This window comes from Microbacterium sp. MMO-20 (genome assembly GCF_037147735.1).
In the GTDB taxonomy this organism is placed as follows: domain Bacteria; phylum Actinomycetota; class Actinomycetes; order Actinomycetales; family Microbacteriaceae; genus Microbacterium.
In genome coordinates this window covers 54,004-73,554 of the sequence record NZ_JBBCUU010000010.1, presented here as the reverse complement: position 1 = coordinate 73,554, position 19,551 = coordinate 54,004, and the positions used below count along the sequence as shown (strand labels likewise).

The following is a 19,551-nucleotide window of genomic DNA, read 5'->3' as shown; positions in this document are numbered from 1 at the left end:
CTCAGCCCTTGCGGATGACGCCCATCGGCGTCGACTGCGTGCCCTGGCCCAGCGGGTTGTCGGCGAGGATGCGCACGAGACGCTGCTCCCCTGCCTTGTCCAGTGTCGAGCCGAGGATGTTGCCGCCGATGTCGTTGATGTCGACGACGGCGACCTCAGCGACGTCGCCGAGCAGATGCTTGATCCGCATCGAAACCGCGTCGGGCTCGATCGGGCCGAGGACCACCGCGTTGTCGTACGGCGGGATCGTGCCGTCGGTCGGGCCGTCGATCGCGCGCGCCCTGTCCCCCGCGATGCGGTAGAAGTCGCCACGGCGGCCGAAGAGCTTGGTCACGGCACTGACAGCGGCCGCGAAGAGGATGCGGGGCGTACCGCACTCGCGCAGCGCCATCTCCATCGTCTCGGGCATGCCGAGGCCGATGCCGTACGACGTCTTGGTGACGTACCTCGACAGGAACCGGGCGAGACTCCGCGGCTGGATCTCGTCGAGCGCGTAGGAACGTCCTTGCGTGATCGCCACGATCTTCTCCGTGACGAACAGGATGTCCCCCGGCTCGACAACTCCCTGCGCGTACTCCGACACCACGGCATCCAGATCGTCGCCGGGCATGACCACCCGGGTGCGGATCGGGATGCGCTTGAACGTGCCCGCGTCGATCGTGACCGACAGCGCCTTGCCATCGTTGGGCGTGTCGGTCATTCGAGGTAGTCCCGCAGCGACTGCGAACGCGAGGGATGCCGCAGCTTCGCCATCGTCTTGGACTCGATCTGACGGATCCGCTCGCGCGTGACGCCGAACGTGTCACCGATCTGGTCGAGCGTCTTCGGCTGACCGTCGCCGAGGCCGAAGCGCATCCGGATGACGCCGGCCTCACGCTCCGAGAGCGAGTCGAGGAGCGACTCCAGCTGACGCTGCAGCATCGTGAAACCCACCGCGTCGGCGGGGACGACCGCCTCGGTGTCTTCGATGAGGTCACCGAACTCGCTGTCGCCGTCTTCACCGAGCGGAGTGTGCAGCGAGATCGGCTCGCGACCGTACTTCTGGACCTCGATGACCTTCTCGGGTGTCATGTCGAGTTCGCGCGAGAGCTCCTCGGGAGTGGGCTCGCGACCGAGATCCTGCAGCATCTGACGCTGGACACGCGCGAGCTTGTTGATGACCTCGACCATGTGCACCGGGATGCGGATCGTGCGTGCCTGATCGGCCATGGCGCGCGTGATCGCCTGCCGGATCCACCACGTCGCGTACGTCGAGAACTTGAAGCCCTTGGTGTAATCGAACTTCTCCACGGCGCGGATGAGGCCGAGGTTGCCCTCCTGGATGAGATCCAGGAATTGCATGCCGCGCCCCGTGTAACGCTTGGCGAGAGACACCACGAGGCGGAGGTTCGCGCCGAGCAGGTGGCTCTTCGCGCGCTGACCGTCGCGGGCGACCCACTGCAGGTCGAGCCCCAGCTGGTTCGACTTCTCCGCCGCTGTCATGTGCGACAGCTTCTCTTCGGCGAACAGGCCCGCCTCGATGCGCATGGCGAGCTCGACCTCTTCGGCCGCGTTCAGCAGCGGCACCTTGCCGATCTGCTTGAGGTAGTCCTTGACCGGGTCCGCGGTGGCGCCGGTGATCTGCGTCGAGTAGACAGGGACGTCTTCGTCATCGCTCGAGGAGATGACGATCGCTCCGGTCGGCAGCGGCTCACTAAAGGCGGGCTTGGTCGTGCCTTCCTCGTCTTCGTCGTCCGCGTCGTCATCGGCGGCATCCTTCTTGCCACCCTTCGACGCGTCGGCGTCGGCGTCGTCGCTGTCGTCGCCCGCGTCGGCGTCGGCGTCGTCCTCGACCTCGTCTTCGAGATCGACGTCGTCATCCATCTCGTCGTCGTCAGACTTCTTCGCACGACCGGATGCCTTCGCGGCCGGCTTCTTCGCCGCCGCCTTCTTGGCAGGGGCCTTCTTCGCGGGAGCCTTCTTCGCGGCGGTCTCGACGACCTCGTCGGTCGTCTCGGTGTCTTCTGCCGTGCGGGTACGGGTGGTCTTCGTGCCGGAGGTCACGTCTCGCCTTTCACCGACGACGGGCGCCGGGGTTTCGGACACTAGTAAGACCCTTGTCAAGTCCAGCGCGCCTCGCGGAGGCGTCGCTGTCGAGACAACGGGTCGGATGTCCTATTGTCGCATACCCCAGCGCGCGAACTTACGCAATGGCCGGTGCATGCCTGCTTCCTTGTAAAGAGAACGCTGGCGAGGGCGCCCGCATTCCGCTCAGCGGCGCCCGCGCCTGTCGTCGCCGTCGCGCCGATCGGCGAGGAAGCGCTCGAGTTCGGCGGCCAGCTCATCGGCGCTCGGCAGATCGCCCGTGTGGATGATCGGCTGCGCGAGCGTCGACCCCGCCATGTACGAGTCGTACCGCTCCTCGAGCGTGTGCAGCATGGCAGTGAGTTCCGCGTTGCCCTCCACCTGATCGTCGACCTTCGCGAGGTACTCCTTGTTCTCGTCGCGAATCTCGTCTGCATCGAAGACGAGCCCGGTCGCGACCGACACACTGTCGAGCCCGGCGAGGGCCGCCGCCGGGTACTCGGTGTCGGCAAGGTAGTGCGGGACGAGCAGGACGAAGCCTGCGACCTCGCGCCCCGCCTCCGCGAGGCGCAGCTCCAGAAGGTGTCCCATCGTGGCGGGGACCTGTGTGTGGGGCTTCCACACCGAGTGCGCCTGTGTGAGCTCCGAACGGGTGCCGCTGACGGTCGTGCCAATGGGACGGGTGTGCGGCACCGGCATCGGGATGGCATGCACCCACGTGATCGTCGACACCTGCAGACCCTCCGCAAGCCCTACGACAGTCTCCGAGAACGCATCCCACGCGAAGTCCGGCTCATAACCCGAAAGCAGGACGAACGGCTGCCCGAGGGCGTCGTGGGCGAGCGACAGCTCGAGGCGCGGCGGGCGATAGTCGAGCAGGTGATCGCCGTCGAAGGTGATGGACGGTCGCCGGGCACGGTAGTCGAGCAGCACGTCGGCCGAGAACACCACGATGGGGGCGGGGTCGAGGTCGTCGCGGAACAGATCCGTCATGCGCGACACCGCACCCCCGGCATCCGTGAACCCGGTCAGGACGATGACCATCGGCAGGCCCGCCGGCACCGGAGGCGCCGACGTGACCCGCTCATAGAGAGGACCGCTCAAAGGCATGGATCCACTGTACGAGCCGCTCACGGGTGGAGGGCGCGGTGCCGCTGACAGCGAACACTGGCGCACCGCAAACCTAGGATGGATGCCATGGCGTTCCCCGAGCTGTTCACTTCCACCGCTCCCCTCTCGTCCTCGACCGCCGACGCTCTCGTCCTCGCGCTGCCGCCCCGTGATCGGCTCGCGCAGGCCGGCGGCGCACTCGACGACTGGCCGGGCCTCGCCGCAGCGCTGGAGGGTGTCGGATTCACTGGAGCCCCGGGGGCGACGGTGCGCATTCACGTGCCCGAGTCCACGGCGCTGCCGGTGTTCGTCGTCGGCACGGGAGCCGATCCGGATGCCGCCGCACTGCGGGAGGCGATCGGTCAGGTGGCGCGGTCGACGACCGGGTTCACCCGCCTCGCCGTGTCGGCGCCGCTCGCGCACGACGTCGCGGGAGCCTGGGCCGCCGCGGCCGAGGGAGCCTTGATCGGCGGCTATCGGTTCGCCGATTACAAGAAGAACGCAGCGCCCGCGCGTGCCGCCGAGATCGTGCTGCACTGGCCGGACGAGCCCGGTGCCGCGTCAGTCGCGCACGCCCGAGCCGTCGCGGCATCCGTGGCTCTCGTCAAGGACCTCGTCAACGTCCCCGCGCAGTGGCTCGGCCCGCAGGACGTCGCCGACGCGGCGCTGTCCGAGCTCGCCGGTCTCCCCGTGCAGATCACCGTGCTCGACGAGGTCGCTCTCGAAGAGCAGGGTTTCGGCGGCATCCTCGGCATCGGACAGGGATCCGATCGCCCGCCGCGCCTCGTCCAGCTGGATTACGCGCCCGACGGTGCGAAGCGCCATATCGCCCTCGTCGGCAAGGGGATCACCTTCGACACCGGCGGTCTGTCGTTGAAGCCGCCCGCGGGGATGGTCGGGATGAAGTTCGACATGGCGGGCGCGGCCACGGTACTCGCAGTCGTCCGCGCCGCCGCCGCGCTCGCGCTCCCCGTGCGGGTCTCCGGCTGGCTGTGCCTCGCCGAGAACATGCCGTCCGGCCGCGCGCTGCGCCCGGGCGATGTCGTGCGCATCGCGGACGGCACGAGCGTGGAGGTGCCCAATACCGACGCCGAGGGCCGCGTCGTCATGGCGGACGGCCTCGTCGCGGCGAGCCGCACCCGCCCTGATGTGCTCATCGACGTCGCGACGCTCACGGGCGCGATCATCGTCGCGCTGGGGAACCGATACACCGGGGTCATGGGCGACGACGCCACCGTCGCCGCCTACCTCGCCGCCGCGGAACGCGTCGGCGAGCTCGCGTGGCACCTGCCTCTCCCGGCGCACATGGAGGACGAGCTCGACTCCCCCATCGCCGACATCCAGAACGCGAAGATCGGTGACACCGCCGGAGGCGCACTGTTCGCCGGACTCTTCCTGCAGCGCTTCGTGGGCCCGTCCTCAGATGCCGAGGACGCCCCACCCATCCCGTGGGTACACCTCGACATCGCCGGGAGCGGAACGGCGAAGAGCTCGTTCGGCGCGACGGACAAGGGACCGACCGCAGCGACCGTCCGGTCGCTGATCGACCTCATCGAGGAGGAGGCGCGATGACCGAGCGCTCTGTCGACATCGTCATCCTCGGCGGCGGAAGCGGAGGCTACGCCGCCGCCATCCGCGCGTCGGAGCTCGGCAAGCGAGTCGCCCTCATCGAGAAGGACAAAGTCGGGGGGACGTGCCTGCACCGGGGCTGCATTCCGACGAAGGCGCTCCTGCACGCGGCCGAGGTCGCCGATCACGTACGCTCGGCCGGCACCGTCGGCGTCACGGCTCAGTTGCAGGGCATCGATCCCGCCGGCGTCACGGCGTACCGCGAGGGCATCGTCGCGAAGAAGTACAAAGGTCTGGAGGGCCTCCTCAAGGCCCGTGGCATCGAGGTCGTCGCCGGATCGGGTCGTCTGATGTCCGACGGTGCAGTGGCCGTGGGCGACGCCATCTACCGTGGCGCAGACGTGGTCCTCGCCACGGGGTCGTACAGTCGCACGCTGCCGGGGCTCGAACTCGGGGGGCGCGTCCTCGACAGCGAGGCAGCCCTCGCGCTCGACATCATCCCCGAGCGTGTCGTCATCCTGGGCGGCGGAGTGATCGGAGTCGAATTCGCCAGCGTGTGGCGCTCGTTCGGCGCGGAGGTCACGATCGTCGAGGCGCTCGATCACCTGGTCCCGAACGAGGACATCGCACTGAGCAAAGGGCTCGAGCGGGCGTTCCGCAAGCGCGGCATCACCGCGAAGCTCGGTGTGCGCTTCGCGGGCGTCACGCAGACGGATGCCGGGGTGGAGGTCAGCCTCGAAGACGGCACCGCGCTCGGCGCGGACTACCTCCTGGTCGCCGTCGGCCGCGGCCCAGCGACGGACGGGCTCGGATTCGAGGAAGCCGGCGTGACCATCGACCGCGGGTTCGTGACGGTGGACGAGCGACTCGCGACCTCCGCGCCGCACGTGTACGCCGTCGGAGACATCGTGCCGGGCCTCCAGCTCGCGCACCGGAGCTTCCAGCAGGGCATCTTCGTGGCCGAGCAGATCGCGGGCGCCCACCCGATCGCGGTTCCTGAGGCATCCATCCCCCGCGTCACATACTCGAGCCCCGAGGTCGCCTCCGTTGGCCTCACCGAAGCGCAGGCGCGCGCAGAGCACGGCGACGAGGTCGCGACGTACGAGTACAACCTCGCCGGCAACGGCAAGAGCGAGATCCTCGGCACCGCGGGGCTCGTGAAGGTCGTCCGGCGCGCCGACGGCCCCATCCTCGGTGTGCACCTCATCGGGGATCGCGTCGGCGAGCTGATCACCGAGGGTCAGCTCGCCGTCGGTTGGGAGGCGCATCCCGAAGACCTCGCCCCCCTCATCCACGCGCACCCGACGCAGAGCGAAGCACTGGGCGAAGCCTTCCTGGCGCTTGCGGGCAAGCCGCTGCACGCCCTCTGACTCCCGCCGCACGCGTGGGTCACTAAGCTAGAACGACATCGGACTTTCTGAAGGAGACACAGTCATGAGCACATCCGTGGTCCTCCCCGCGCTCGGAGAGAGCGTCACCGAGGGAACGGTCACCCGCTGGCTCAAGAAGGTCGGTGACACGATCCAGGCCGACGAGGGCCTGCTCGAGATCTCGACCGACAAGGTCGACACCGAGATCCCCTCACCTGTCAGCGGCGTCATCGAGGAGATCCTCGTGGCCGAGGACGAGACTGTCGAGGTCGGGGCCGTGCTCGCCAAGATCGGTGACGGCTCGAGCGCTCCCGCCGGAGACGCCGCGCCCGCGGCCGAGGAGCCCGAGGCCCCCGCCGCTCCCGCCGCCGAGGAGCCCGCGGCCGCGGAGCCTGCGCCCGCGCAGCCCGAGTCGGAGCCCGCTCCCGCCGCCTCCGGCGACGCCAAGGATGTCGTACTGCCCGAGCTCGGCGAGAGCGTCACCGAGGGCACCGTGACCCGCTGGCTCAAGCAGGTCGGTGATGACGTCGCCGTCGACGAGCCGCTCCTCGAGATCTCCACCGACAAGGTCGACACCGAGATCCCCTCGCCGGTCGCCGGCACGCTGCAGGAGATCCTCGTCGCCGAGGACGAGACGGTCGCCGTGGGCGCCGTGCTCGCCCGCGTCGGCTCTGGCGCCGCACCTGCCGCTGCCCCGGCCGCGCCCGCACCGGCCGCCGAGTCTGCCCCGGCCGCTCCGGCCCCGGCCGCACCCGCCCCGGCTGCTCCCGCTGCGGCACCCGCCCCGGCTGCCCCCGCGGCACCTGCTCCGGCCGCCCCCGCTTCCGCGCCGAGCGCACCTGCTGCGGACGACGACGTCACCACGTACGTCACCCCGCTCGTGCGCCGTCTTGCTCAGCAGCAGGGCGTCGACCTCGCCTCCGTCACGGGGACGGGCGTCGGGGGTCGCATCCGCAAGGAGGACGTCCTTCAGGCCGCCGAAGCGGCCAAGGCTGCACCGGCTGCCGCCGCTCCCGCCGCTGCGGCGCCCGCGGCACCCGCACTCGAGGTGTCCGAGCTCCGCGGCACGACGGCGCCGATGTCGCGCCTGCGCAAGGTGCTCGCGGAGCGCGCCGTGGCATCCATGCAGCAGACCGCTCAGCTGACGACCGTAGTGAAGGTCGACGTCACGCGCGTCGCGGCCTACCGCGCCGCCGTGCAGAAGGACTTCGTCGCAGCCACGGGGGGCAAGCTCTCGTTCCTGCCGTTCTTCGTGCTCGCCGCCGCCGAGGCCCTCCAAGCGTTCCCGATCATCAACGCGACGGTCAACGGCACCGACATCGTCTACCCCGCAACCGAGAACATCTCCATCGCGGTGGACACCGAGCGGGGCCTGCTCACCCCCGTGCTCCGTGACGCAGGTGACAAGACGCTCGCCGGCATCTCGTCGGAGATCGCCGACCTGGCGTCGCGCACGCGTGACAACAAGCTGAAGCCCGACGAGCTCGCCGGCGGCACCTTCACGGTGACGAACACCGGTTCGCGCGGCGCACTGTTCGACACGCCCGTCGTGTTCCTGCCGCAGTCAGCCATCCTCGGTACGGGCGCGGTCGTCAAGGAGCCGGGTGTCGTCACGACCGATGGTGTGGATGCCATCGGCGTCCGCTCCTACGTCTACCTGGCGCTCTCGTACGACCACCGCATCATCGACGGCGCCGACGCCGCTCGCTTCCTCGGGGCGATCAAGTCTCGCCTCGAAGCGGCGGACTTCGCAGCGAAGCTCGGGTTCTGAGCGTCCGCACCCCCGCGTGATCATGGCTGGTCCGCGACGTCGTAGACGTCGCGGACCAGCCATTTCCCGTTCACGCTGACGAGCACGAGAATCTGCGGCGCCAGCGCCGCAGATTCGACCCGGAACACGGCCACTCCGCCGTACTCGTCGAGCAGAGTCGTCACGGTATCCGCAGCTCCCGAGACGACGACCCCCGTGGGCGCCGCCATCTCCGGCCGCTCGAGCAAGGCGGCACATTCGCCAGCGACCGCACCGCACCGGCCGAGTGCCCGCACGATGTCGAGCGCGACACCCTCCAGGTCAGTCGGCTCCGGAGCAGCGGGGGTCGCCGCGTCGGTGCGCGCCTCGTCCTCCGCGTGCTCGGCCACCGGCGGCGTCGTCGCGTCCAGCCCGGTGTGCTCGACCGAAGCGCTCCGCTGCGGATCGGCCACCGCGGGACGCTCGGGTTCGGGCCACAGTAGCCCTCCGCCGATCACGACGGCACCGACGGCGACCGCGACGAGCAACGGCGCGCGCCGACGCACGGAGGGAGAGGAATGCGTGCGCTCCGCGCGCTCAGCCTTCCCTTTCTCGGCGCCCGATCTGCGTGAAGAAGGCTCCTCGCGTCGGCCCCGCACTCGCTCTCGCAGACGACCGGGGATCGCGACAACGCCGCGCACCGCCTCGGCCACACGACCCGCCCAGTCGGCGTCGGTGAAGCGCGCGAGCCACGACTCCGCCGCGGCGGGCTCCGTCTCGACCCGCGCCGCGCGCACAGTGGTCGCGCGAAGCGGCAGTGGAAAGAGGCCGTCCCCGCGCGGCGCGGTATCCAACCCATCGAGCGGCTCCGGTTCGGCCGCCGCGAAGAGCTGGTCCTCGCAGCTCTCGACATCGCCGTTCCGCCATCGTGTTTCGCCGAGGAGTACCGCAGCCCGCACCACAGCCTCACCGAGCAGCGCCCCCGCGCGCTCGGCAAGATGCTCGAGCAGGTCGCGACCGTCGTCAACCCATGCCGCGCCGTCGTGCACCGCCAGGACGGGTCGGCCCGAGGCATCCAGCCACCAACTGCCCTCCGTGAAGCCGTGATCCCGCGCTTCGGCCGCCGCGCGCACCATGCTGACCGCGATCGTGACCGTACCCCCGGGCGTCGCCCGTTCGGCAAGACCGATGCTCAGCCGCGTCGGGCAATGCGGCACGACGGCCGCGAGGCCGTCCAGTGTGCGCGCGACGTCGACGGGGACGAGAAGGTGCCCATCGGGCGCGCACCGCCACACATCCTCCGGCAGCTGATCGAGCTCCACCCACATCGTCGGCGGCGTGCCGGCGTGCAGCCATCCCGGGTACGGAGCCTCGTCCGCGCCGAGATGGCGGAGCGCAGTCTGAGAATCGAGGAAGGAGGACGCGGCAGCAGGCATGCCCGCAGTCTCCCGTCGGTCCCGACGCGATGGTCGCCGAGCGCCCGGAACTGTGGAGAGGTCGCACGATCCCCCGTTTGGGGAGGAGTCGATGGCCGTTTCACAACCGCCGCCGGACGGTAGGCTGTCGGTATGTCCTCCCGCAGTACCGCGCCCGAGAAGCGCCCCGGATTCTTCGCGCAGCTGCGCTCGCTGTTCACTTTCACGAAGGCCGAGTTCGCCTGGCTCCCTTGGGCGCTCATCGCCATCGTCGTCGTCGCCGTTGCGCTCGGTGTGCTCGTCGGCTTCCTCGTCCCGCCGGTGGCGGTGTGGAGCATCATCCTGTGGGCCTTCACGGGCCTCATGCTCGGCGTCCTGGGTGCGATGATCCTCCTCACGCGACTCTCCACGCGTGCGATGTACAAGAAGCTCGACGGGATGCCGGGGGCATCGGGTCACGTACTGTCGACGTCGCTCGGACGCAGCTGGGTGGCTTCCGAGATGCCGGTCGGCGTCAATCCCAAGACGCAGGACGCCGTCTACCGCGTCATCGGACGCGGGGGCGTCGTGCTCGTCGCGGAGGGAGCGCGCGGACGCCTCACTCGCCTCGTCAACGACGAGAAGATGAAGGTGCAGCGCGTCGCCTCCGGTGTGCCGATCACGGTGCTCTACGTCGGCCACGGCGAGGGCGACGTCGAGATCGCGAAGCTCGCATCGTCGATCAAGTCCCTCCCCAAGAAGGTCGACCGAGCGACGATGGCCGCGGTGGTCAAGCGCGTCGACTCGGTGTCGCAGTCGGTGACGTCGCTCCCGATCCCGAAGGGCATCGACCCGATGCGCGCCCGGGCACCGCGCCCGCGCTGAGCATCCCGCTCACCAGTCCCCGCGTGCTGGGCCTCATGCGCGCAGCAGGACCGTTCCCGCGGCTTTGTCGTGCAGACCACGCTGATCGGCATCCCAGATCACTGCGGGAATGACGAGGCAGAGCAGGACCGTGCGGACGATCGGCCTCCACAGGCCCACCCAACCACCGCCGACCAACTGCAGGCGCATACCGAGCAGGCGGTGACCCGGGCTTCCGCCGAGTGTCGGCAGGAACGCGATCTGCACGATCGCGAAGATGACGGTGGTCGCGAGCGCGTCGTAGGCGAAGAACGCGATCGACACGAGGACCGCGCACGCCCAGTCGATCGCGAGGGCCGCGATGCGTCGTCCCGGACGGGCGATGCTGCCCGACCCGACCTGGGGAAAACCGAGACGCTCGCCGGGATAGGTGTTCTCGCTCGCGGCATCCGTCACTCCCTCAGCGTACCCGCGACGTCGTAACATCCCCGAAACACGGGGGATACTGGGGAGCAACCCTCCCCCGATAACGTCGGACCGAGCCTGGCCCCGTCAGGCGCGTTCCACACCCGATCTTGGAGACTCCATGTTCAAAGATTCATCCGAGGTGCTGAAGTTCATCAAGGACGAGGACGTCAAGTTCCTCGACATCCGTTTCACGGACCTTCCTGGCGTGCAGCAGCACTTCAACATCCCCGCCTCGACTGTCGACGAGGAGTTCTTCACGGTCGGTCAGCTCTTCGACGGTTCGTCGATCCGCGGATTCGCGAACATCCACGAGTCCGACATGCAGCTCATCCCGGATGTCTCCACCGCCTACCTCGACCCGTTCCGCGAGGCGAAGACGCTCATCATGCTCTTCGACATCTACAACCCGCGCAACGGCGAGATCTACGCGAAGGACCCGCGTCAGGTCGCCAAGAAGGCGGAGAAGTACCTCGCCTCCACGGGCATCGCCGACACGGCCTTCTTCGCCCCCGAGGCGGAGTTCTACATCTTCGACGACGTGCGCTACGAAGTGAAGCAGAACAGCTCCTTCTACTCCGTCGACTCGGAAGAGGGCGCCTGGAACACCGGCCGCGTCGAAGAGGGCGGCAACCTCGCCAACAAGACGCCCTTCAAGGGCGGCTACTTCCCCGTCTCGCCCGTCGACAAGACGGCGGACCTCCGCGACGACATCTCGCTCAAGCTCATCGAGTCGGGCCTCATCCTCGAGCGCGCTCACCACGAGGTCGGCACGGGCGGCCAGCAGGAGATCAACTACCGCTTCGACACCATGGTGCACGCGGCCGACGACATCCTGAAGTTCAAGTACATCGTCAAGAACGTCGCCGAGGAGTGGGGCAAGGTCGCGACCTTCATGCCCAAGCCCCTGTTCGGCGACAACGGCTCGGGCATGCACACGCACCAGTCGCTGTGGCTCGACGGCAAGCCCCTCTTCTACGACGAGAAGGGCTACGGCGGTCTGTCGGACATCGCCCGCTGGTACATCGGCGGCCTGCTCGCCCACGCTCCCGCGGTGCTCGCGTTCACGAACCCGACGCTGAACTCGTACAAGCGTCTGGTGAAGGGCTACGAGGCGCCGGTCAACCTGGTCTACTCGGCCGGAAACCGCTCCGCCGCCATCCGCATCCCGATCACCGGATCGAACCCGAAGGCCAAGCGCATCGAGTTCCGCGCGCCGGACGCCTCGGGCAACCCCTACCTCGCCTTCGCGGCGCAGATGATGGCGGGCCTGGACGGCATCAAGAACCGCATCGAGCCCCACGAGCCGGTCGACAAGGACCTGTACGAGCTTCCCCCCGAGGAGGCCAAGAACATCCCGCAGGTGCCGAACTCGCTGCTCGACTCGCTCGAGGCGCTCCGCGCCGACCACGAGTTCCTGCTCGCGGGCGGGGTGTTCACGCCCGAGCTGATCGAGACGTGGATCGAGTACAAGATCGAGAACGAGATCAAGCCGCTGGCCGCGCGCCCGCACCCGTTCGAGTACGAGCTGTACTTCGGGGTCTGATCGCACCGCATCTCGTCTGACGCGACACGCCCCGGCATCCTTCTGGATGCCGGGGCGTTCGCTTCCGCTAGTGTGAGCACACCCGAGCTCGGAGGTACACGTGGGGGCCCTCTCGCGTCGTCAGTTCCTCACTGTCGTCGGCGGCATCGCAGCCGCCGGCGCCCTTCCGCGCGACTTCCTCGCGGAGAAGCTCGCGCAGCCTGTGTCGCGCGCCGCGCAGGCCTCCGCGACGAGCACGCTCGACCGGACGATCCTCCAGGGCCGCATCCTCCAGGGGTCGTACCGAACGCTCATCGACGGCCCCGGCGAGCCCCATATCCCCCGTCTCGACATCCTCGGTCGCACACCCGATGCGGCGCGTCTGGCGGCTCGGCGGTCGCTCCTCTACCTCGGACACCTGTCCGACATGCACGTCATCGACGCGCAGTCACCCGGGCGGATCGAGCCCATGATCGTGCAGGACCATGCTGCCTGGGGCTCGGCTTTCCATCCGCAGGATCCGCTCAGCCCGCACGTCATCGCCGCGATGACGAAGTCGATGTCGGATCTGCGCTACAGCCCCGTCACGGGCGCCCCGATGGGCGCGGCCGTCGTGACCGGCGACAGCGCAGATATGCATTCGCGTCGCGAATTGCGCTGGTACATCGACCTTCTCGACGGGCTCAGCGTCGATCCGCGGACGAGTCCCACGTTCGAGGGCGTGCAGGCGTGGGCGGAAGCGGTCTGGGCGTACCGCCCGGCGGACCCCTCCGGCGGCGACTTCGGGGCGTACGGGTTCCCGACGCTGCCGACGCTCCTCGACGACGCCATCGCGCAGCCCGTCCCCTCCGTGGGCCTCCCCGCACCGTGGTACTCGGTCTACGGGAATCACGAGACCCTGCTTCTCGGCACCTTCGACCTCGACTCCCAGCTGCGCCAACTCGCCATCGGCGGTCGGAAGTCGTACACGCTCGAGGCGACGGCAGCGCTCGCGCTCGGCGGCTATGCCGCGCGCACGAGCGTCGCGCAGCAGACCCTCGACGCCCTGGGCCTCGCGCTCGGCCTGCGGCCGGGATTCCGTGCCGTGCCGGCCGACCCCGAACGCGCGCTGTTCACGCGACACGAGTTCATGGAGCAGCACTTCACGACGCAGCAGCACCCGGGCCCGGTGGGACACGGGTTCACCGAGCGGAATTTGCGCACCGGTGAGACCTGGTGGCAGGTCGACCTCACTCCGAATGTGCGCGTCTTCGGGCTCGACACGTGCAATCAGGTCGCAGGACCCGACGGCGCGGTCCCGAAGAACCAGTTCGACTGGCTCGAAGAGCAGCTAGTCCAGGCGACCCGGGAGCAGCGGCTCGTCCTTGTCCTCAGCCACCACAACAGCGACACCCTGGAGAATCGGGCGCAGCGTCCCGGTCAGGAAGAAGTCCTCCTCGGTGCGGACGAGTTCGTCGCGATGCTGCTGAGATACCCCGTGGTGGTCGGCTGGCTCAACGGGCATACGCACCTGAACCAGATCCTCGCGCACCGTCGCGAGGCCGGGGGCGGCTTCTGGGAGATCACCACAGCGTCCTGCATCGACTTCCCCCAGCAGCAGCAGACCGTCGAGATCGTCGATAACCGCGACGGCACCCTCTCCCTCCTGACGACCGTCGTCGACCACGCGGCAGATGCCACCCCCGGTGCAGGTGGGGACTACCTGTCCTTGGCCGCGCGGAGTCGTGAGCTGGCATCCAACGACTGGGCGGAGACGCCGCTGATGCGCCGAGGGTCGGCACTCGACCGCAACACCGAACTGCTGCTCCCCGCGCCGTTCGACCTCGAGACGATCACGGATGCCGCGCTGGAGGCGCAGCATCTGGTCGCCCGGTCACGGATTCTCACGCACGAGCAGGGGCTGTCATGAGGCGGGCCGTCACGAGGCTCGTGGTCGCCGCAACAGCCGCCGCGACAGCCGTGGCTCTGGCAGGATGCTCCGAGATCAGCGCTCTCGCTCCGGTCGGCGGCAATGCCCTCGCCGAAGTGCGGTTCGGCGCGATCGATGCCCTCCAGGCTCGCCAGATCGATATCCTCACTGCGCCGGTCTGCACTGCGGAGCCGGACACGACGACGGTGACGTGCGAAGGAACGACCACCGCCGGGGCGGACATCTTCGTACGCTCGAGCACCGCCGACGATGCCACGATCGTCGTCCACGTCGGCGGCGAGACGATCTACGACGGCGCCCTCCGCGACCTGCTCGACGAAGCGGCACGCGGATGAGCCGGACGCGCCACCGCCCGCGCGCCGCGCTCGCCATCGCACTCGTCGTCGTCGTGGCCAACGCCGCGCTGCAGGCGCTCTTCGTCGCCCTCGCTCCGCGGGATGCGCTGGATGCCGGCGCGATCGCGCTCGCGACGCTCTCCGGCATCGCGCTGACCGCAGCGTCGGCGGCTCTGTGGGCGATCCTCGCCGGCGCCCATTCGCGGCGGTGCAGCGCCCTCGTGTGTGCAAGCGCCGTGCTCCTCGTCGCTCTCGCGATCGCCGCGCCACCGCTCATCCCCCTGGGCGTCGCGCTCGCGTGCCCGGTGATCGCCGCGGGCGGCGTCCGCGCAGCAGCGCGGTCGGCGCGCGCTCATCCCTGGCGTGTGCTGGGGCTTCTCGCCGTCACCGTGATCGCGGTGGTCCTCGGCACGGTCCTGGCGATGCTCCTCGGGCTGCTCGTGGCGGGCGTGGTCGCCGCGGCCATCACGTGGCTCTGCGTGGGCCTCGGAGGCGCCGCGCTCACGATCGCGTGGCTCCGAACGTGCGCTCCGTCGCACGCTGTCGCTCAGCCGTAGAAGAGCTTCTCGAAGTCGCGCCGGGCTCGGCGCGCGGTGCGCAGCCATTCTTCTTCGACGATCGTCGCCGAGCGCGGCGGGTACTCCAGAAGCCGCCCGATGCCGTCGAGCTTTCCGCGGTCGGTGGGAAGCACGTCGCTCGTCTGCCCGGACAGAAGCGTGTTCGCCGAGCGGAGCCTGCTGGCAAGACGCCAGGATGCCGCGAGGCGCTCGGCAGCGGCATCCGGAACCAGTCCCGCATCACGCGCGGCCTCCAGCGCCTGAATGGTCGAGGTCGTCCGCAGCGCCGGGATCGCCGCGGCGTGGGCGTGCTGGAGGAGCTGGACCAGCCACTCCGCGTCACTGAGACCGCCCGGACCGAGTTTCAAGTGCCGCGTCCGGTCGACGCCCTGCGGGAGGCGCTCGTTCTCCACACGGGCCTTGATCCGCTTGATCTCGCGGAGGTCCTGCAGGGCGACCTGCGACGGGTATCGCACGTCGTCGGCGAGCTCCATGAAACGCCCGATGAGTTTGACGCTCCCCGCGACCCCGCGTGCCCTCAGGAGCGCTTGCGCCTCCCACGAGAGCGACCAGCGCCGGTAGTACTCCGCGTAGGAGTCGAGAGAACGCACGAGCGGACCGTTGCGTCCCTCAGGGCGCAGGTCCGCGTCGAGGTCGAAGGGAACGCGGTTGTCCTCCGAGTACTCGCGAAGACCGGCGACGAGCTGGCGGGCGAGGTCGTTCGCGCGCTGGGGATCGAGTCCGTTCGCGTCGTAGACGTAGAGCACGTCGGCATCCGACCCGAAGCCGAGCTCTGCTCCCCCGAACCGCCCCATGGCGATCACCGAGAAGTCGAGGGCTTCATCGGCGGGCGGGACGACCTCGCGACGCACGGCGCGCAGTGTCGCCTGGATCGTGACCTCGCTGATCGTCGTCAGCCCATCCGCGAGCTCCTCGATCGTGAGCGTTCCCAGGACCGCCCCGAAGGCGAGGCGGAGGAGTTCGCGTCTGCGCAGCGCCCGAACGGCGTCCATCGCCTCGCGGATCGTCTCGTGGCGTGTCTGGATCGCCCGCGCTTCCTGTTGAAGGGCGAGCCCCGAGCGAGGACGGAGCTGATCCTCCGCGTCGAGCCACGCGACCGATTCGGGGATCCACTCCATCAGCTCGCCGATGTAGCGCGAGCCCGACAGCACACGGGTGAGCCGTTCGGCGGCCCCGGACGAGTCGCGGAGCATCCGCAGGAACCAGGGGGTATCGCCCAGTCGCTCGCTCACGCGGCGGAACGCGAGAAGTCCGTAGTCCGGGTCGACGCCGTCGGCGAACCACCGGATCATGATCGGCATGAGGTGACGCTGGATCGTCGCCTTGCGGCTGAGGCCCCCCGTCAACGCCGCGATGTGCCGAAGCGCACCGGCCGGATCGCGGAAGCCGATCGCGGCCAGGCGGTCATGCGCCTGCGCCGTGGACAGCTTCTGCTCCTCGGCGGGGAGAGCCGCCACGGCCGACAGGAGCGGCCGATAGAACACCCGCACATGGATCTCGCGGACTTCGCGCTTGATGCCCTCCCACACTGCCCAGACGCCGACGCCGTCGGCGGCGAGTCCGGACGCACGCGCCAGGACGCGCTGCTCGTCGGGTATCCGCGGCATGAGGTGGGTGCGGCGCAGATCGCGCAGCTGCACACGGTGCTCCAGCACGCGCAGCATGCGGTAATCGCGGGCGAACGCCGCGGCATCCGACCTTCCGATGTAACCCTCCGACACGAGCGCCTCGAGGGCATCGAGCGTGCCGCGCTGGCGGATGCGGTCATCGGCGAGCCCGTGCACGAGCTGGAGGAGCTGCACGGTGAACTCGATGTCGCGGATGCCGCCGGGACCGAGCTTGAGTTGATACGCGACGTCCTCTGCGGGAATGAACTCGGTGACGCGCTCACGCATGCGCTGCACGCTGTCGACGAAGTTCTCGCGCGCCGCGCTCGTCCATACCTTCGGCTGGACGGCGTCGACGTATGCCTCGCCGAGCATGCGGTCGCCGGCGAGCGGGCGCGCCTTGAGAAGCGCTTGGAACTCCCAGCTCTTCGCCCAGCGGTCGTAGTACGAGAGGTGCGACTCGAGGCTGCGGACCAACGCCCCCTGTTTGCCCTCGGGACGCAGATTCGCGTCGACCTCCCACAGTGGCGGCTCGACCTCCATCCCGGAGATGCCGCGCATCGTCTGGACCGCGAGTCGGGTCGCGATATCGATGACACGGCTCTCCCCGACCTCTTCGATGAGCTCGTCGGTCCCACCGCCGACGAAGATCACGTCGACGTCGCTCACGTAGTTGAGTTCGCGCGCGCCGGTCTTGCCCATGCCGATGATCGCAAGCCGCGTCGCCGCGACCTGGTCGCGAGGAAAGAGTCCCGCGCCCCCGCCTCCCGCCACCCGCGTGCGCGCGACGCAGAGGGAGGCTTCGAGGGCCGCGCCGGCCGCGTCCGCGAGCGCCGCCGCCACCTCGGGGAGAACCGCGACGGGATCGGGCGACGAGAGGTCGTAGGCGGCGATGCGCGCGAGGAGGCGACGATAGCGGACGCGCAGCGCGACCCAGGCCTTCTCGTCACCCGCCTCGGCGAATCCCTCCGCGTCCGCGCCGACCGAACCCCGCAACTCGGCGACGAGATCGTCAGAGGTCGGCAGGCGATCCCCGGGCACGACGAGGTGAGAGAGTTCGCCGGGATGCCGCAGGTAGAAGTCGCCGAATCCGTTCGACGCGCCGAGGAGACGCCACACCACGGGACCGACACGCGACAGCGCCGCCGCGACGGCACCGCTGTCGCGCCGGGCGATGCGCGCGAGCGCGCCCAGGGCGGCATCCGGGTCGGCAGCCGCTTCGGCGCCGCGCAGGATGTCGGTGCGCTCCATGCCGAGGACGTCCGCGAGTTCGGTGAGGAGTTCGAGAGCGTCGCCGATCTCGCCGAAGCCATCGCGTGCCAGCACGGTCCGGACGGACGTGCGCTCGCCTGCCGACATGGCTGTCAGAGCATCTCGAGGTTGCTCTTCAGCTCGAACGGCGTCACCTGCGCGCGATACTCGTGCCACTCGCGGCGTTTGTTGAGCAGCACGTAGTTGAAGACCTGCTCGCCGAGCGTCTCGGCGACGAGCTCCGACTCCTGCATGTACTCCAGCGCGTGGTCGAGGCTCGCGGGCAGCTGCGCGTAGCCGAGCGCGCGACGCTCGGCATCCGTCAGCGACCACACGTTGTCCTCGGCCTCCGGCGGAAGCTCGTAGCCCTCCTCGATGCCCTTCAGGCCGGCCGCGAGCATGAGCGCGAAAGCGAGGTACGGATTCGCCGCGGAGTCGAGCGCACGGTACTCGATGCGCGTGGACTGGCCCTTGTTCGGCTTGTACATCGGTACGCGCACGAGCGCGGAGCGATTGTTGTGGCCCCAGCAGATGAAGCTCGGCGCCTCGTCACCGCCCCAGAGTCGCTTGTAGGAGTTCACGAACTGGTTCGTGACGGCGGCGATCTCGTTGGCGTGCGTGAGAAGGCCCGCGATGAACTGACGTCCGGTCTTGGAGAGCTGGTACTGCGCGCCCTCTTCGTAGAACGCGTTACGGTCGCCCTCGAACAAGGACATGTGCGTGTGCATCCCGCTGCCGGGCTGTCCGGACAGCGGCTTCGGCATGAAGGTGGCGTACACGCCCTGCTCGATCGCGACCTCTTTGACGACCGTCCGGAAGGTCATGATGTTGTCTGCGGTCGCGAGCGCGTCCGCGTATCGCAGATCGATCTCGTTCTGGCCCGGACCGCCCTCGTGGTGGCTGTACTCCACCGAAATCCCGAGGTCCTCGAGCATGCGGACACTCCGGCGCCGGAAGTCATGCGCTGTGCCGCCCGGAACGTTGTCGAAATAGCCCGCCGAGTCGACCGGCTCGGGGCCGTCGGGCCCGAACGACGACGACTTCAGCAGGTAGAACTCGATCTCCGGGTGCGTGTAGAACGTGAACCCGGCATCCGCCGCCTTCGCGAGAGTGCGCTTGAGAACGTGACGCGGATCGGCGACGGCGGGCTGGCCGTCGGGTGTCGTGATGTCGCAGAACATCCGCGCCGTCGGGTCGATCTCCCCGCGCCAGGGCAGCGTCTGGAACGTCGTCGGATCGGGGTGGGCGAGCAGGTCCGACTCGTACGAGCGGGTGAGGCCCTCGATCGCGGAGCCGTCGAACCCGAGGCCTTCGGTGAACGCGCCCTCGACCTCCGCCGGGGCGATCGCGACCGACTTCAGGGTGCCGATCACGTCGGTGAACCAGAGCCGCACGAACTTGACGCCCCGCTCCTCGATCGTGCGCAGTACGAAGTCCCGCTGCTTGTCCATCGCGTCCTCTCGCTGCGGTGTCGCAGATCGTCGCGGCCCGCCGCGCGAGCCGCTCGCAGGCCAGACTATCTGCCCGCGGCCCTACCTTCGCCCATCGACGAGCGTCGACCTCACGCGTCTTCCTGCGCGTCTTCCTCAGCCCATGCGCGCGAGCGCTCGGCCAGCAGCTGCGGGGCGTTCGCCGCTTCTTCCTCGGTGTCGAAAGGGCCGGCGCGGTCGATCGCGGGAGACTCGAACCCTCGCTCGACCTTTCCGGTCGTGAGGTTGTACCAGAACTTGTCTTCGCCTGCCGACATCGCGGGCTCCTTC

The 19,551-nt window shown here is 69.2% G+C and carries 16 protein-coding genes; 8 read left to right on the top strand and 8 right to left on the bottom strand.

From position 1 onward, the window contains the following. Position 1: 1 nt before the first annotated feature. The 3 genes from WFI52_RS12650 to WFI52_RS12640 all read right to left on the bottom strand — a co-directional run bounded on the left by WFI52_RS12650 (position 2) and on the right by WFI52_RS12640 (position 3,174). Positions 2–700 (bottom strand): coenzyme F420-0:L-glutamate ligase, encoded by a 699-nt coding sequence (locus WFI52_RS12650; RefSeq protein ID WP_336627316.1) that lies wholly within the window; start codon positions 698–700, stop codon positions 2–4. Continuing rightward, entirely contained in the window at positions 697–2,043 is a 1,347-nt protein-coding gene (locus WFI52_RS12645; RefSeq protein ID WP_336627317.1) for an RNA polymerase sigma factor, read from the bottom strand. Before WFI52_RS12645 ends, WFI52_RS12650 begins: the two co-directional genes overlap by 4 nt. A gap of 207 nt (positions 2,044–2,250) precedes the next feature. Next, a complete protein-coding gene (locus WFI52_RS12640; RefSeq protein ID WP_336627318.1) occupies positions 2,251–3,174 on the bottom strand; it encodes a proteasome assembly chaperone family protein in 924 nt (307 codons plus the stop codon). Between the two features lie 87 nt (positions 3,175–3,261). Between WFI52_RS12640 and WFI52_RS12635 the strand changes: the two genes are divergently transcribed. The 3 genes from WFI52_RS12635 (at position 3,262) to sucB (ending at position 7,884) form a co-directional block, all read left to right on the top strand. After that, on the top strand, positions 3,262–4,746 hold the full coding sequence (locus tag WFI52_RS12635; RefSeq protein ID WP_336627319.1) for a leucyl aminopeptidase: 1,485 nt from the start codon (positions 3,262–3,264) through the stop codon (positions 4,744–4,746). Next, positions 4,743–6,113, top strand: coding sequence for a dihydrolipoyl dehydrogenase (gene lpdA / locus WFI52_RS12630; RefSeq protein ID WP_336627320.1), 1,371 nt, complete (start codon positions 4,743–4,745; stop codon positions 6,111–6,113). The genes WFI52_RS12635 and lpdA overlap by 4 nt, the downstream gene beginning before the upstream one ends. 64 nt (positions 6,114–6,177) lie before the next feature. Then, on the top strand, positions 6,178–7,884 hold the full coding sequence (sucB, locus tag WFI52_RS12625) for a 2-oxoglutarate dehydrogenase, E2 component, dihydrolipoamide succinyltransferase (protein ID WP_336627321.1): 1,707 nt from the start codon (positions 6,178–6,180) through the stop codon (positions 7,882–7,884). A 20-nt stretch (positions 7,885–7,904) separates the two neighbouring features. On the opposite strand, the gene WFI52_RS12620 is transcribed toward sucB, so the two are convergent. Beyond that, on the bottom strand, positions 7,905–9,278 hold the full coding sequence (locus WFI52_RS12620; protein ID WP_336627322.1) for a hypothetical protein: 1,374 nt from the start codon (positions 9,276–9,278) through the stop codon (positions 7,905–7,907). A gap of 132 nt (positions 9,279–9,410) precedes the next feature. Between WFI52_RS12620 and WFI52_RS12615 the strand changes: the two genes are divergently transcribed. Beyond that, positions 9,411–10,121, top strand: a complete 711-nt coding sequence (locus WFI52_RS12615; protein ID WP_336627323.1) for a DUF4191 domain-containing protein — start codon at positions 9,411–9,413, stop codon at positions 10,119–10,121. Between the two features lie 33 nt (positions 10,122–10,154). On the opposite strand, the gene WFI52_RS12610 is transcribed toward WFI52_RS12615, so the two are convergent. Further along, on the bottom strand, positions 10,155–10,556 hold the full coding sequence (locus WFI52_RS12610; protein ID WP_336627324.1) for an RDD family protein: 402 nt from the start codon (positions 10,554–10,556) through the stop codon (positions 10,155–10,157). A gap of 130 nt (positions 10,557–10,686) precedes the next feature. Between WFI52_RS12610 and glnA (WFI52_RS12605) the strand changes: the two genes are divergently transcribed. The 4 genes from glnA (WFI52_RS12605) (at position 10,687) to WFI52_RS12590 (ending at position 14,912) form a co-directional block, all read left to right on the top strand. After that, entirely contained in the window at positions 10,687–12,111 is a 1,425-nt protein-coding gene (gene glnA / locus WFI52_RS12605) for a type I glutamate--ammonia ligase (RefSeq protein WP_336627325.1), read from the top strand. 100 nt (positions 12,112–12,211) lie between these two features. Next, the gene (locus WFI52_RS12600) at positions 12,212–13,999 is read left to right on the top strand and encodes a TIGR03767 family metallophosphoesterase (RefSeq protein ID WP_336627326.1); all 1,788 of its coding nucleotides are present in this window, start codon (positions 12,212–12,214) and stop codon (positions 13,997–13,999) included. Next, on the top strand, positions 13,996–14,355 hold the full coding sequence (locus WFI52_RS12595; RefSeq protein ID WP_336627327.1) for a hypothetical protein: 360 nt from the start codon (positions 13,996–13,998) through the stop codon (positions 14,353–14,355). Before WFI52_RS12600 ends, WFI52_RS12595 begins: the two co-directional genes overlap by 4 nt. Then, entirely contained in the window at positions 14,352–14,912 is a 561-nt protein-coding gene (locus WFI52_RS12590; RefSeq protein ID WP_336627328.1) for a hypothetical protein, read from the top strand. Before WFI52_RS12595 ends, WFI52_RS12590 begins: the two co-directional genes overlap by 4 nt. Here WFI52_RS12590 and WFI52_RS12585 read toward each other — a convergent pair. From WFI52_RS12585 to WFI52_RS12575, 3 genes are all read right to left on the bottom strand, one after another. Further along, entirely contained in the window at positions 14,903–17,899 is a 2,997-nt protein-coding gene (locus WFI52_RS12585; protein WP_336627329.1) for a bifunctional [glutamine synthetase] adenylyltransferase/[glutamine synthetase]-adenylyl-L-tyrosine phosphorylase, read from the bottom strand. The genes WFI52_RS12590 and WFI52_RS12585 overlap by 10 nt on opposite strands. 5 nt (positions 17,900–17,904) lie before the next feature. Next, complete coding sequence (gene glnA / locus WFI52_RS12580; protein WP_336627330.1) at positions 17,905–19,242, bottom strand: type I glutamate--ammonia ligase; 1,338 nt, start codon at positions 19,240–19,242, stop codon at positions 17,905–17,907. Between the two features lie 110 nt (positions 19,243–19,352). Continuing rightward, entirely contained in the window at positions 19,353–19,538 is a 186-nt protein-coding gene (locus WFI52_RS12575) for an SPOR domain-containing protein (protein WP_336627331.1), read from the bottom strand. Positions 19,539–19,551 lie beyond the last annotated feature (13 nt).

Excerpts from the sequence above, each read along its gene's own strand:
- WFI52_RS12650 (WP_336627316.1), bottom strand. The coding sequence starts at position 700 with ATGACCGACACGCCCAACGATGGCAAGGCGCTGTCGGTCACGATCGAC.
- WFI52_RS12620 (WP_336627322.1), bottom strand. The coding sequence starts at position 9,278 with ATGCCTGCTGCCGCGTCCTCCTTCCTCGATTCTCAGACTGCGCTCCGC.
- WFI52_RS12590 (WP_336627328.1), top strand. The coding sequence starts at position 14,352 with ATGAGCCGGACGCGCCACCGCCCGCGCGCCGCGCTCGCCATCGCACTC.
- WFI52_RS12635 (WP_336627319.1), top strand. The coding sequence starts at position 3,262 with ATGGCGTTCCCCGAGCTGTTCACTTCCACCGCTCCCCTCTCGTCCTCG.
- lpdA (WP_336627320.1), top strand. The coding sequence starts at position 4,743 with ATGACCGAGCGCTCTGTCGACATCGTCATCCTCGGCGGCGGAAGCGGA.
- WFI52_RS12585 (WP_336627329.1), bottom strand. The coding sequence starts at position 17,899 with ATGTCGGCAGGCGAGCGCACGTCCGTCCGGACCGTGCTGGCACGCGAT.
- WFI52_RS12595 (WP_336627327.1), top strand. The coding sequence starts at position 13,996 with ATGAGGCGGGCCGTCACGAGGCTCGTGGTCGCCGCAACAGCCGCCGCG.
- sucB (WP_336627321.1), top strand. The coding sequence starts at position 6,178 with ATGAGCACATCCGTGGTCCTCCCCGCGCTCGGAGAGAGCGTCACCGAG.
- glnA (WP_336627325.1), top strand. The coding sequence starts at position 10,687 with ATGTTCAAAGATTCATCCGAGGTGCTGAAGTTCATCAAGGACGAGGAC.
- WFI52_RS12615 (WP_336627323.1), top strand. The coding sequence starts at position 9,411 with ATGTCCTCCCGCAGTACCGCGCCCGAGAAGCGCCCCGGATTCTTCGCG.
- WFI52_RS12640 (WP_336627318.1), bottom strand. The coding sequence starts at position 3,174 with ATGCCTTTGAGCGGTCCTCTCTATGAGCGGGTCACGTCGGCGCCTCCG.
- glnA (WP_336627330.1), bottom strand. The coding sequence starts at position 19,242 with ATGGACAAGCAGCGGGACTTCGTACTGCGCACGATCGAGGAGCGGGGC.
- WFI52_RS12575 (WP_336627331.1), bottom strand. The coding sequence starts at position 19,538 with ATGTCGGCAGGCGAAGACAAGTTCTGGTACAACCTCACGACCGGAAAG.